The sequence below is a fragment of the Vibrio nigripulchritudo ATCC 27043 genome, from assembly GCF_000222685.1.
In the GTDB taxonomy this organism is placed as follows: domain Bacteria; phylum Pseudomonadota; class Gammaproteobacteria; order Enterobacterales; family Vibrionaceae; genus Vibrio; species Vibrio nigripulchritudo.
Genome location: NZ_AFWJ01000036.1, coordinates 1 through 13,995 on the forward strand (window position 1 = coordinate 1; position 13,995 = coordinate 13,995).

The window sequence follows — 13,995 nt, forward strand, 5'->3', positions numbered from 1 at the left end:
GTCCAGAGCACAAAATTCCACTGACGGCACAAACCATCAGCCAGATGGTAGACAAAGTATTGGAGTTACCAGAAGGCAGCAAGATGATGCTTCTGGCTCCCATTGTGAAAGAGCGTAAAGGGGAGCACGTAAAAACGCTTGAAAACCTCGCTGCACAAGGTTTTATTCGCGCCCGCATTGATGGTGAAACCTGTGACCTGTCTGATCCACCGACATTAGAGCTCCACAAAAAACACACCATCGAAGTGGTCGTAGACCGATTTAAAGTGCGTGGTGACCTACAACAACGCCTAGCAGAGTCATTTGAAACCGCACTGGAGCTTTCTGGTGGTATCGCCGCAGTCTGCGATATGGATGATCCGAGCAAGGAAGACATCATCTTCTCAGCTAACTTTGCTTGCCCTAAATGTGGCTACAGCATGCAGGAGCTTGAACCAAGACTGTTCTCATTTAACAACCCTGCAGGTGCCTGCCCGACCTGTGATGGTTTAGGTGTGCAGCAATTCTTCGACCCAGACAGAATCATTGTGGATGAATCTTTAAGTCTGGCTGATGGTGCGATTCGCGGCTGGGACAGAAAGAATTACTACTACTATCAGATGCTTGGTTCTGTGGCCTCGCACTACGATTTCAGTCTGGAAACGCCTTTCAATAAGCTATCGAAAAAACACCAGGATGTGGTGCTAAGAGGCTCAGGTCGAACTCAGATCGAATTTACCTACATTAATGATCGCGGTGATAGTCGCACCAAAAAGCATCCGTTTGAGGGGATACTCAATACACTAGAAAGACGCTACAGAGACACAGAATCTAACTCAGTACGAGAAGAACTATCGAAGTACATTTCAACCAAGTCGTGTGGAACCTGTGGTGGAACCCGACTTCGAACTGAAGCGCGTAACGTCTTCATTGAAGATACCCCCTTACCCGCCATTGCGGATATGAGCATCAGCGATGCAATGGGCTTTTTCAACAGCCTGAAACTGACTGGTCAGAAAGCCAAAATTGCAGAAAAGGTCATGAAGGAAATCAATGATCGCCTTCATTTCCTGGTTAACGTCGGGCTCAATTACCTGAATTTGTCTCGCAGTGCAGAAACGCTTTCGGGTGGTGAAGCGCAGCGTATTCGACTCGCTAGCCAGATTGGTGCGGGTCTTGTTGGGGTGATGTATGTCTTGGACGAACCGTCTATCGGTCTCCACCAGCGCGACAATGAGAGGCTGCTGAAAACTCTGACGCATCTTCGCGATCTGGGTAACACAGTTTTGGTGGTAGAACATGACGAAGATGCGATTCGATGCGCCGACTATATTATCGATATTGGTCCGGGAGCGGGAGTTCATGGTGGTGAAGTGGTCGCAGAAGGCGATATGCAAGCCATTTTGGATAACCCAGACTCGTTAACGGGTCAGTATTTGAGTGGTGTAAAAGCCATTGAAGTACCCAAAGAGCGTACGCCGATGGATCCAAAGAAGGTAGTCGAACTCATTGGAGCTACTGGAAACAACCTGAAAAATGTCGACCTTACTATTCCTGTTGGTCTGTTCAGCTGTATTACTGGTGTTTCAGGTTCAGGTAAATCCACTTTGATCAACGACACTTTCTACAAGATTGCACAAACCCAACTGAACGGTGCCAGCATTGCGACTCCTTCACCCTATAAAAAGATTGTTGGTCTTGAGCATTTCGATAAAGTAATCGATATCGATCAAAGCCCGATCGGCAGAACACCTCGCTCTAACCCAGCGACCTATACCGGTATTTTCACCCCGATTCGCGAATTATTTGCAGGTACTCAGGAGTCGCGCTCTCGCGGTTATAAACCAGGACGATTTAGCTTTAATGTTCGTGGCGGACGCTGTGAAGCTTGTCAGGGTGATGGGGTGATAAAAGTGGAAATGCACTTCCTTCCAGACGTGTATGTACCTTGTGATGTCTGCTCAGGTAAGCGATACAACCGTGAAACTCTGGAAGTACGCTACAAAGGAAAAACGATCGATGAAGTACTGGAGATGACGGTAGAAGATGCGCGAGAATTCTTTGACCCTGTCCCCGTCATCGCCAGAAAACTCCAGACTCTGATGGATGTCGGATTGTCTTACATTCGATTAGGTCAGGCTGCCACCACTCTTTCTGGTGGTGAAGCTCAACGTGTGAAGCTAGCACGTGAGCTGTCCAAACGCGATACGGGGAAAACGCTGTACATTCTTGATGAGCCGACCACTGGTCTGCACTTCCATGATATTCAGCAACTGCTGACTGTTTTGCATCGCCTAAGAGACCACGGCAATACGGTGGTAGTTATCGAACACAACCTGGACGTGGTAAAAACCGCGGACTGGATTGTCGATTTAGGACCGGAAGGTGGACAAGGCGGTGGTGAAATCATTGCGCAAGGAACTCCAGAGGAGGTCGCAAAAGTTAAAGGCTCTCATACCGCGCGCTTCTTAAAACCTATGCTTTAAAGTAAAAAGTGATAGTATCGTTCAGCGGTCTGGGGGCAGACCGTTGAATTTTATAGAGGAAGCATTTAAATATGGCAACTTTGCTTGTTAAAGGTACTCAGCTCGAAGCCGACAAAATTCGTACCCCATTAAATCGAAAATTCCTCCTTGCCCTCGCAGTCACCTTCATCATCGCCATGAACTTTTTGATGGCTAACCCTGGCGGTTCTGGTTTAGCGCTATCATACAACCCTGCAACCTGGATTACCCTTTCTATCGCTTTGGCAATGGGGCTTTACCAAACATCAAACCGATTTCAAATCCGATATTCCAAAATGGGGGTAGTACTGCTGCTATGCAGTCTTGTTTTGTCGGCACCGCTCTTTTTCCCCAACACTGTATTAGAAGAATCAACGGGGCGAATTTTAGGTCTCTGGGCTGGGATTATCCTTTTCTTTAGCCTTCAGCAATTTCAGTTCAGCAACAAACAAAAACAGCGCTTACTCTGGTTTGTGCTCTTTGCCGCCGTTTTGCAGGTAGCCATTGGGTACATACAGTTTCTGGTATTAGAGCCGGGTAACATGTTTGGTTATCCTACTGAAGCCAACCGCCCCTATGGCATATTTCAACAGCCCAATGTATTCGCAAGCTTCATCGCAACCGGGCTAGTATTGTCGGGGTATCTTCTCGCCAGACAGCCTCAGAAATATCGCAGAAAATTCTGGCAACTTATCTTTCTGGCAACAGTACCTATGTTGTGTGTCTCTATGCTGGTTATTGTTGCCTCTCGCACTGCATGGCTTGGCGCGTCACTGGCTGTTCTGATGGTTTTACCCTACCTGATTCGATTTTCGACACCAAAGCGTGTTATCGCCTGGGTTGCGTCTATTGCAGTAGGCATTGCATTAGGTTTAACTGTACCTAAATTTGCCAGTTCCAATTTCGATAGCTTGTTACAAGATAAGAAAGATCTCCAAAGTTTAAGAGACATTCACTTCCCACAGGCCATTGATATGATTATTGAAAAGCCATTTACTGGTTATGGATATGGTCAATTTGAGTCCTCTTATCTCCTATACACGGCAAGACAACATCAACTGAATCCGCAATACCCCCCAGCAGTTCCAGCATTAGACCATCCACATAACGAGCTTATGCTTTGGGGAGTAGAAGGCGGCATAGTCGCGATTATCGCTATCTTATTGGCGGGGTTTTACGTCATTTACAAAGCCTCATCAGCTCGAAAAGGGACAAAATTGGCGATGCTGGCTTTGTTTGTTCCGATTGCAGTGCATACCCAGCTTGAATACCCGTTTTACCATTCTGCAATTCACTGGGTCACATTTGTCATATTGCTCTATTGGTTAGACCAACGCACTGCACGTTATAAAACCGTAAAATTCAGCGTAATCAGCAAAGTTACGTTGAGGGTGGCAAGTTTAGTCCTACCGCTCCTCACGCTTTTTTACATGGGGAGCACTTTGCATACCAACTATGTGCTAACAGAATTTGAAAAATCTCAGCCAAGAAATCCCGAGATATTAGACAGAGTAACCAATCCTGTTGCTTGGAAAGACAGATACGATTGGGACGTATACAGCACTTATTTAACCATAGGGTTATACACTGGAGATAAGTCTCTGATAGAGCCTTACATTGAATGGTCGCAGGACATCATTAAACGTAAACCAAGACCTGCTTTTTACAACAACCTTATTGTTGCCTATCGTGGAATGGGTAATGAAAGTAAAGCAACGCAGATTCAACAAGAAGCGCAATATCTGTTCCCTAAGCACGACTTCTCAAACGTCAGGTATTCCAAAGAATCCCAAGCAATTATAACCAATGAAGAGAAAGCCGCTGAATAAGCGGCTTTCCATCTAATCAAAGGGACTCTTCAAGGGCTTTTAAGCACAGAGCGACGTTTTCTTCCCTTGCCCCGTAACCCATCAGACCAATTCGCCAGGCTTTTCCAGCAAGAGCTCCGAGCCCAGCCCCAATTTCGAGATTGTAGTTTTCCAAAAGTTCAGCTCTGACCTTAGCTTCATCAATTCCATCTGGAACGTACACAGCATTCAATTGAGGAAGACGATAAGGTTCGTCCACGACAAACTGAATTCCCAGGTTTTCTAGACCTTTCTTCAGCTTATTGTGCATGGATTTATGTCGCTTCCAAGTATTCTCGAGCCCTTCATTCTTCAGCTTCAACAGGGATTCATGAAGCGCATACAAGCTGTTTACAGGCGCGGTGTGATGATAACTTCGCTTACCTTCTCCACTCCAGTACCCTAGTACCAGGCTTTGATCTAAGAACCAGCTTTGAACCGGTGCACTGCGCTCTGTAATTTTACTGATTGCCGCTGCGGAAAAGGTCAAAGGTGACAAACCGGGAATACAAGACAGACACTTCTGGCTCCCTGAATAAACGGCATCCAGCCCCCATTTATCGACATAAAGGGGAACACCACCTAAAGAAGTGACCGTATCTACGATAGTAAGCGCACCATGTTGTTTAGCAATTTTTGCCAAAGCTTCTGCATCGGAGCACGCCCCGGTTGACGTTTCAGCGTGAACAAAGGCAAGAATTTTGGCATCGGGATGTTGGTCGAATGCAGCCTGCACTTTCTGAACACTGACAGGTGTCCCCCACTCATCATCCACGACAACCGCATCACCACCACACCGGATAACGTTTTCTTTCATACGTTCTCCGAACACGCCATTGCGGCATACAATCACTTTATCACCCGGCTCAACCAAATTAACAAAGCAGGCTTCCATTCCGGCACTCCCCGGAGCAGAAATCGCAATGGTAAATTCATTCTCTGTCTGGAAGGCATATTTGAGCAGTTGTTTAAGCTCATCCATCATCTTTATGAATAAAGGATCCAAATGCCCAACCGTAGGTCGGCTGATGGCTTGCAAGACTTCAGGGTAAACGTCCGAAGGACCGGGACCCATTAAGATACGTCGTGGAGGATTAAAGCTTGTTATTGTCATAGTGCTCTCATTTTATCGTTATTGGATTTTCTACTGTTTAATTTTTACTCTAATGCATTCACTTTGTTAAGGTCGAGCGCTAAAAAGACGCTTTTTACAATGCTGATATCACAAAATAACAAATTCTCGGTTAAACATTGACATTTTCACCATAAAACCGTTCAATAAACGGGCTTTCTAGCAGAAGAGGAGCATTGCCCAGGCAGGTTTGGTGTGGAACCCCAATTCCAAGACACCTAACTCAGGGGGAGCAATGCCGAGATGACAATTCATTGCGGGTGAATTGAGCATCGGGCGAGCAGGTTGAATCCTGCCGACTGTCACCCTAGGTGAAGAGCTTCTGAGGTACGCATTCCTTTCTTTATGCTTTCCCTCTGCTCTACGAAATCTCTCTTCAACATCGGATGTTAGGTAATCGTTTTGATTGCCATGTCGTTATCTTTGGACGTTTTTTGGGAGACAGTGCTTTGAACGAGAACAAAGCCGCGAGCGCATTTAATGTAGCGAAATTTGGTGGAACCAGTGTGGCGAATTTTGAAGCCATGAGCCGCTGCAGTGCCATTATTGAAAATAACCCTGATACTCGTTTGGTGGTGAGTAGTGCCTGTTCAGGTGTTACCAATCTGCTTGTCGAACTGGCGAATGGTGTGGCAGATGCTGAGCATCGTCAGACCCTAGTTAAGCAGCTCGCTGATATTCATCATCAGATTTTAGATCAGCTAGCCGACCCGGCGGGGGCTGAGAAACAAGTACACGCCATTTTAGAAACCGTTGCCAGTGCCGCAGAAGCCGCATCGTTTCAGTCCAGTGACAAGCTGACTGATCACCTTGTTTCTTGTGGCGAGCTGATGTCGACTCATATTTTGACGCAGCTGATGCGCGAGCGTGGTGTTAATGCGGTTCGATTTGATATTCGCGATGTCATGCATACCGATTCCGTGCATGGTAAGGCGCAGCCAGAGCTAGAAGAAATATCTAAACTGGCAAAAGAAAAACTGGTACCTCTTTGCCAGCAACAAGTTGTCGTCACTCAAGGCTTTATTGGTTCTGATGAAGAAGGCAACACCACTACACTTGGTCGTGGTGGCAGTGACTACAGCGCTGCACTGATTGCCGAAGCGGTTGAAGCCGCAGGGTTAGAAATCTGGACTGACGTTCCTGGTATATACACCACAGATCCTCGTATTGCACCCAAAGCCAGCCCGATCCCTGAAATCAGCTTTAGCGAAGCTTCTGAGATGGCTAATTTTGGTGCGAAGATCCTTCACCCTTCAACACTGCTTCCTGCACTTCGTCATCAAATTCCAGTGTTTGTCGGTTCATCGAAAGCGCCCGAGAAAGGCGGCACATGGATTCGTCAACAGGTAGAAAGCGCACCTTTATTCCGCGCTCTGGCACTTCGTTGCAACCAGACGATGGTAACACTGCGTAGCCCGAACATGTTCCAGGCTTATGGCTTCTTAGCTGAAGTATTCCAAATCTTGGCTAAGCACAAAATCTCTGTTGATTTGATCACAACGTCAGAAGTCAGTGTGTCTCTGACACTGGATCAAACCAATACGGGAGGCGGTGCTCCTGAACTGCCATCAGAAGCAAAAAAAGAACTGGAAGAGCTGTGTACGGTAGAAGTAGAACACAACCTCTGCCTGGTTGCCCTGATTGGTAATAACATGAAAGAGAGCAAAGGCTACGCGAAGCAAGTTTTCAGTACGCTTGAAGACTTTAACCTTCGTATGATTTGTTACGGAGCCAGTGCCCATAACCTCTGCTTCTTGTTACACGAATCTGTATCGAAAAAAGCAGTCCAGGCACTTCACGAAGAGCTTTTCGAAAGATAACGCCTCAAAGAATAGTTTCCAAATATCAAAAAGGGTTGGCATCTGCCAACCCTTTTTATTTTCCCGGATAAAATCAGTTAAGGTTTGGACCCAGCCATTTCTCGGCTTCTTCCCACTCCCATCCTTTTCTCTCTGCGTAGTCTTTCGCCTGATCTTCCTGAATCTGTGCAATGGCAAAGTAACGTGAATCAGGGTGAGAGAAATACCAGCCAGACACAGAAGCACCCGGCCACATGGCATAGCTGGTTGTCAGCGACATATCGATGGTTTCTTCGACTTTGAGCATCTCCCACAAAGTGCCTTTCTCAGTATGTTCAGGACATGCAGGGTAGCCTGGCGCTGGTCGAATACCCTGATATTTCTCGCGAATCAGATCTTCGTTATCCAGATTTTCGTCTGCCGCATAACCCCAAATGTCTTTACGAACCTGCTCATGCAAGTATTCTGCAAAAGCTTCTGCTAAACGGTCTGCCACCGCTTGAATCATGATGGCATTGTAGTCATCACCCTGCGCTTTATAGGCATCAGCAAGTTCACGCTCACCAATACCACCAGTAACTGCAAAGGCACCAATCCAGTCTTTTTTGCCTGAAGATTTCGGCGCAATATAGTCTGAAAGGCAGTAGTTAAAACCTTTAGGCTTTTCAGTTTGCTGGCGCAAGTTATGTAAAACATGTGCTACTTCAGTGCGGCTCTCGTCCTTGTACACTTCGATGTCGTCGCCGACACTCGCTGCCGGGAATAGCGCACACATACCACGTGCTTTCAGTAAGCCTTCTTTTTCCACACGATCAAGCAAATCGTTCGCGTCTTTGAACAGGCGTTTTGCCTCTTCACCTACTTCTTCATGTTCGAGGATTTTTGGGTATTTACCCACAAGTGACCAAGTCATAAAGAATGGAGTCCAGTCGATGTATTTGCGCAGTGTTGCCACATCGAAATCGTCGTACACATGCACACCAGGTTTGACGGGGACGGGAGGCGTATAGTTTTCCCAGTCAATATCAACACAGTTAGAACGTGCCTTTTCAAGATTCACTGGCTTAGTGCGAGGTTTTTTACGGTTATGCTGGTCACGAACACGAACGTAGTCGGCATCCACCTTTTCAACAAAGGCTGGTCTCAACTCATCGGACAGCAAAGATGTACACACACCTACCGCTCGTGAAGCATTGTTCACATAGACCACTGGTTGGTGGTAGTTCTGCTCTATCTTCACAGCAGTATGAGCTTTTGAGGTTGTAGCACCGCCAATAAGGAGTGGAAGATCAAACCCTTGGCGCTCCATCTCTTTCGCTACATGAACCATTTCATCCAAAGAAGGGGTGATGAGGCCAGAAAGACCAATGATGTCGACATTCTCTTCTTTAGCGACTTTCAGGATCTGCTCACAAGGAACCATCACGCCTAGGTCGACAATTTCATAGTTGTTACACTGCAAAACTACGCCCACGATGTTTTTACCGATATCGTGAACATCTCCTTTTACGGTTGCCAGCAGGATCTTGCCGTTGGACGAACCCGCTTGCTTTTCTGCGTTGATGTACGGTTCTAAATGGGCAACTGCCTGTTTCATTACACGAGCTGATTTCACTACCTGAGGAAGGAACATCTTGCCCTCACCAAACAGGTCGCCAACCACGTTCATACCATCCATCAAAGGACCTTCAATCACTTCCAGTGGTTTGGAGGCTTTCTGACGCGCTTCTTCCGTATCATCAACAATAAACTCAGTGATACCTTTAACCAGTGCATGCTCAAGGCGTTTTTCTACTGGGTAAGTGCGCCATTCCAACGCAGAAGCATCGTCTTCTTTTCCGACGCCTTTTCCTGCGTATTCCGCGGCAATATCCAGTAAACGTTCTGTGCCATCATCACGGCGGTTTAGTACAACATCTTCCACTGCCTCACGAAGTTTGTCAGGTACGTTGTCGTAAATTTCTAGCTGACCAGCATTTACGATCCCCATGTCCATACCGTTTTTGAAGCAGTGGTACAGGAACACGGCGTGAATCGCCTCACGTACGTAGTTATTACCTCGGAAGGAGAAAGAAACGTTAGATACACCACCAGAGATCATCGCGTGTGGTAAATCTCGTTTGATGTCGCCAACAGCTTCGATAAAGTCGACAGCGTAGTTGTTGTGCTCTTCAATACCCGTCGCTACAGCGAAGATATTCGGGTCAAAAATGATGTCTTCTGGCGGGAAGCCAACTTCATCCACCAGAATCTTGTAGGCATTGGTACAGATCTCGAGTTTACGTTCACGAGTCTCTGCCTGCCCGACTTCGTCAAACGCCATCACCACGACAGCAGCACCGTATCGACGGATCAGCTTCGCTTGCTCAACAAACTTCTCTTTCCCCTCTTTCAAAGAGATAGAGTTAACAATGCCTTTACCCTGAATGCATTTAAGACCGGCTTCGATGACTTCCCACTTAGAAGAGTCAACCATAATTGGCACTTTAGATATCTCAGGCTCAGACGCACACAAGTTAAGGAAGCGGATCATGCAGGCTTCTGCATCCAGCATCCCTTCATCCATGTTGATGTCGATGATCTGTGCGCCGTTTTCTACCTGTTGACGGGCAACGTCGAGAGCTTCGTCGTACAACTCTTCTTTGATCAAGCGCTTAAAGCGAGCCGAACCCGTCACATTAGTACGCTCACCAACGTTAACGAACAATGTCTCTTTTTCGATGGTTAAAGGTTCAAGACCAGAAAGGCGACATGCTACTGGAATGTCAGGCAATGGACGGGGTTTTACACCTTTACAGACTAGCGTCATCTGACGAATGTGCTCGGGAGTGGTACCGCAACAACCACCAACTAGGTTTAGAAAACCAGAACGTGCCCATTCGCCAATGTGCTCCGCCATATCTTCTGGCGAAAGATCGTATTCACCAAAAGCATTGGGAAGCCCGGCATTAGGGTGCGCAGAAACGCTGCATTCAGAAATACGGGAAAGCTCTTCCACGTACTGACGAAGCTCATCGGGACCCAATGCACAGTTCAGACCGAAAGAAATCGGTTTTACGTGTCTTAAAGCATTGTAAAAAGCTTCGGTAGTTTGACCGGAGAGCGTACGCCCGGAAGCATCGGTAATGGTACCTGAAATCATTACTGGCAGCTCAACGCCTAGCTCTTCAAATACCGATTCAACCGCGAAGGCACACGCTTTTGCATTCAAAGTGTCGAATATGGTTTCGATAAGGATAAGATCAGAGCCGCCTCTGATAAGGGCGCGTGTGGACTCGGAATAAGCAACCACCAACTCATCGAAACTCACGTTTCGGTAACCCGGATCGTTCACATCTGGGGAAATAGAACAAGTACGGTTTGTTGGTCCCAGCACACCTGCAACATATCGAGGCTGGTCCGGTGTTTTTGCCGTCCACTCATCTGCTGCTGCTTTGGCTAAGCGAGCCGCTTCAAAATTGATCTCTTCGCTAAGGCTTTCCATATCATAGTCAGCCATCGCAATGGTCGTAGCGTTAAAGGTGTTGGTTTCAAGAATGTCTGCACCAGCTTCAAGGTACTGGCTGTGAATGTTCTTGATAAGCTCTGGTTGCGTTAAGACCAACAGGTCGTTGTTTCCTTTTAGGTCACAATGCCAATCAGAGAAACGTTTACCGCGGTAGTCCTCTTCTTCCAATTTGAGATCCTGAATCATGGTACCCATACCACCATCAATAAACAGGATTCTCTCGGATAATTGTTGTTCTATTTGTTGTCTTATATTGCTTCCAGCCACACTACAGCCTCATTCCTTATCTTTGCCCTCATCCTACCATACATCCAATAGAATTCTAGACGTCCAAACTGCTTAATTAGCCTTATGTCATTTGTATTTTTAGACCGATTAATTAGGTTAAAAAAGTATTTGATATTAGGAACAAGTCGGAGGAAAATTCGCCAACTACACATTTTGTTACATTTGGAACAAACAAGCTCATGTCCGTCTATTACACCCTGTGTTTTCTTTCTGCAGCGGCGATGCTAATCGCCTTTATAAACAGCAAGATAGGAAAAATGCAAACCACCATCGCCATTACCGCTGGCGCCTTGATTCTTTCTCTCTTTATCATCATAGCAGGTCAAAACGATTGGTTTCATTTGACCAAAGTAGCTGCAGTCACCATGACAACCATTAACTTTGAAGCTTTCCTGCTCAAAGGCGTTTTAGGTTTTCTGCTCTTTGCCGGTGGATTGGGTATCAAACTTCCAAACATGAAAGATCAGAAGTGGGAAATCACCGTTTTAGCGCTTGGTGCGACCTTGTTTTCAACGTTTTTCATTGGTGGTGTGCTGTACGGGTTTTGCCAAATAACCGGGATTCAGTTTGAGCTTGTTTACTGCCTGTTATTCGGTGCCCTAATCTCGCCGACTGACCCCATAGCCGTGCTTGCCATTGTTAAAAAGCTAGATGCTCCAAAACGTATATCTACCCAAATAGAGGGAGAATCTCTGTTTAATGATGGCTTTGGTTTAGTCATCTTTGTCACTCTATACACCATGGCATTTGGCACCGAAACACCAACCTTTACCAGTGTGTCACTTCTGTTCATTCAAGAAGCAATTGGCGGCATTGTTTATGGGTTTGCTCTGGGTCTGCTCTTTCATTACTTGATTAGCTCGACCAACGACCACTCCATGGAATTACTTCTGACGATTGGCATCCCTACTGCTGGTTACGCTTTTGCTGACGTCATTCATGTATCCGGACCTTTGGCAATGGTGGTATCTGGGATCATGATTGGTAACTGGACCCGCTTTATTGGTTTTTCAAAAGAAAGCGAAGAACACCTCGATCATTTTTGGGAACTCGTCGATGAATTCTTAAATGGCGTACTTTTCCTGTTAATCGGTATGTCGATGCTACTGTTTGAATTCCACCACGAAGACTGGATCTTGATGGCATTTGCGGTTCCACTTGTTCTGACTAGCCGATACCTGAGTGTTTGGCTGTCTTATCTGGGATTCAGACGCTATCGGAGCTATAACTCGTGGTCAGTTAAGATTCTCACATGGGGAGGGTTACGTGGAGGCTTAGCGCTGGCAATGGCGCTGTCTATCCCTCCGGGAATACTTGTTATCCCAGATAAGCTCATTGATGTGAAAGAGATTATCTTGGTAATGACCTATTCCGTTGTGGTGTTTTCTATTTTGATACAAGGCTCGACGATTACCCCGATGATTGAGAAAGCCAAAAAAGAAGAGGCTTAAAATGAACAAGGGCAGCTTGTGCTGCCCTTGTAAGTATTCAAATTTCTCAATCCTCGTCTTTGGTAAAGTTCGCTTCGGAGAAATGAGAAAGGTCGTATGGCGTCTGCTGGTAAACACAGTAGTTTAGCCAGTTTGAAAACAACAAATGACCATGGCTACGCCAGCTAGCATTTGGCTTATTATCAGGGTTGTTATTCGGGTAATAGTTCACCGGAATAGCAGGTTCCATTCCCTCACCAAGATCTCGAACGTATTCATTGTGAAGTGTGTGCGAGTCATATTCTGGATGACCCGTAACAAACACGTTTCGTTTGTCTTTTGTAGAAGCCAGATACACGCCTGCTACATCTGACGTAGCAAGAATATCCAAATCCGTGTGCTCTGAGAGGTACTCAGGCGAAAAGTCCGCATAGCGAGAATGAGGCGCAAGAAAAGTATCATCAAAGCCTCGAAGCACAGGATGATAAGGCTGAAGAATATGGTGGTTATAAACCCCTGATAACTTCTCTTTTCTGGTGCGTTTAGGAAGATTGTAAAGTAACTTCAGTCCTGCCTGAGCAGCCCAGCATACATAAAGCGTCGAAGTCACATGCTCCTTTGCCCAATTCATGATGGCTTGTAGATGCTCCCAATATATCACATCTTCAAACTGCACTAAGCCAAGTGGTGCTCCTGTAATAATCAAGCCATCAAAGTTTCTTTTCTTCACCATTTCAAATTGACGGTAAAAAGTATCCAGATGTTCAGTCGGCGTATTTTTACTTGGACGGTTATCGATACGAAGTAGCTCAACATCAATCTGAAGCGGACTGTTTGAAAGTAAACGAAGAAACTGAGTCTCCGTCTCAATTTTTTTTGGCATTAAGTTAAGGATCAGTACCTTAAGTGGACGGATTTCCTGAGTCGTTGCTCGTGATTCTGGCATCACGAAAATATTCTCTTCCCTTAATGTATCCAATGCGGGCAATTGATCAGGAATCTTAATGGGCATCTTACTTTCTCCCTAAAGCGGCTAGACGTCTATATGTCCAGACTATAACAGACGATACCGCATGTCGAGCAGAAACTCACCGCTGAAATAAAAGGTAAGGTGACTCTCTTTACCAAGCCGAATACCTAGCACAACCCTACGGTAAGACTGGCTTAGAAAGCGAAAAGTACGTCTAAGAGAAAAAATGTCAGCCTCTATTCGTACATCTATTAACTGATAAACACTAATTTCTACCGAGGCTTTGTAAAATAAGGGACAGGGAATCTAAGGACGTATTGCTGGATGAGGGTTCAAGTGGGATTCATTCGCCTATTGGGAGAATTAAATGACAAACACGAAAAAGCCCTAGCATTGTTGCTAGGGCTTCGTCTGAATAAATGGCGGAGTGGACGGGACTCGAACCCGCGACCCCCGGCGTGACAGGCCGGTATTCTAACCAACTGAACTACCACTCCGCAGTGGAATACCCGCTTATCATAAGCAGATGTTCAAATGT

7 protein-coding genes, 1 tRNA gene and 1 riboswitch are annotated in these 13,995 nt (G+C 46.1%); of the genes, 4 read left to right on the forward strand and 4 right to left on the reverse strand.

Features of this window, described 5'->3' with window-relative positions; all coding sequences use genetic code 11:
• Together uvrA and RH89_RS05140 are read left to right on the forward strand one after the other, a co-directional pair.
• A partial coding sequence (gene uvrA / locus RH89_RS05135; protein ID WP_004399895.1) for an excinuclease ABC subunit UvrA occupies positions 1–2,465 on the forward strand: 2,465 nt, incomplete at its 5' end.
• 71 nt (positions 2,466–2,536) lie between these two features.
• A complete protein-coding gene (locus tag RH89_RS05140; RefSeq protein ID WP_004399897.1) occupies positions 2,537–4,312 on the forward strand; it encodes a PglL family O-oligosaccharyltransferase in 1,776 nt (591 codons plus the stop codon).
• Between the two features lie 16 nt (positions 4,313–4,328).
• On the opposite strand, the gene RH89_RS05145 is transcribed toward RH89_RS05140, so the two are convergent.
• Positions 4,329–5,444 carry a pyridoxal-phosphate-dependent aminotransferase family protein gene (locus RH89_RS05145; protein WP_004399898.1) on the reverse strand — a complete coding sequence of 372 codons (1,116 nt, stop codon included), beginning with the start codon at positions 5,442–5,444 and terminating at the stop codon, positions 4,329–4,331.
• Positions 5,445–5,620: 176 nt separating this feature from the next.
• A riboswitch (Lysine riboswitch) is annotated at positions 5,621–5,792 on the forward strand.
• Positions 5,793–5,848: 56 nt separating this feature from the next.
• Here RH89_RS05145 and lysC point away from each other — a divergent pair.
• Positions 5,849–7,282, forward strand: a complete 1,434-nt coding sequence (lysC, locus tag RH89_RS05150) for a lysine-sensitive aspartokinase 3 (protein WP_004399899.1) — start codon at positions 5,849–5,851, stop codon at positions 7,280–7,282.
• A gap of 73 nt (positions 7,283–7,355) precedes the next feature.
• Here the strand turns inward: lysC and metH are convergent, their stop codons facing one another.
• Positions 7,356–11,036, reverse strand: a complete 3,681-nt coding sequence (metH, locus tag RH89_RS05155) for a methionine synthase (protein ID WP_004399900.1) — start codon at positions 11,034–11,036, stop codon at positions 7,356–7,358.
• A gap of 200 nt (positions 11,037–11,236) precedes the next feature.
• Between metH and RH89_RS05160 the strand changes: the two genes are divergently transcribed.
• Entirely contained in the window at positions 11,237–12,508 is a 1,272-nt protein-coding gene (locus tag RH89_RS05160) for a cation:proton antiporter (protein ID WP_038145039.1), read from the forward strand.
• Positions 12,509–12,554: 46 nt separating this feature from the next.
• Here the strand turns inward: RH89_RS05160 and metA are convergent, their stop codons facing one another.
• Together metA and RH89_RS05170 are read right to left on the reverse strand one after the other, a co-directional pair.
• Entirely contained in the window at positions 12,555–13,499 is a 945-nt protein-coding gene (gene metA, locus RH89_RS05165) for a homoserine O-acetyltransferase MetA (protein ID WP_004399902.1), read from the reverse strand.
• 378 nt (positions 13,500–13,877) lie between these two features.
• A tRNA-Asp gene (locus tag RH89_RS05170) sits at positions 13,878–13,954 on the reverse strand.
• Between the last annotated feature and the right edge of the window lie 41 nt (positions 13,955–13,995).

Bases quoted from the DNA above. Each gene is read 5' to 3' on its own strand.
- RH89_RS05140 (WP_004399897.1), top strand. From the start codon at position 2,537: ATGGCAACTTTGCTTGTTAAAGGTACTCAGCTCGAAGCCGACAAAATT.
- RH89_RS05145 (WP_004399898.1), bottom strand. From the start codon at position 5,444: ATGACAATAACAAGCTTTAATCCTCCACGACGTATCTTAATGGGTCCC.
- lysC (WP_004399899.1), top strand. From the start codon at position 5,849: ATGTTAGGTAATCGTTTTGATTGCCATGTCGTTATCTTTGGACGTTTT.
- RH89_RS05160 (WP_038145039.1), top strand. From the start codon at position 11,237: ATGTCCGTCTATTACACCCTGTGTTTTCTTTCTGCAGCGGCGATGCTA.
- metA (WP_004399902.1), bottom strand. From the start codon at position 13,499: ATGCCCATTAAGATTCCTGATCAATTGCCCGCATTGGATACATTAAGG.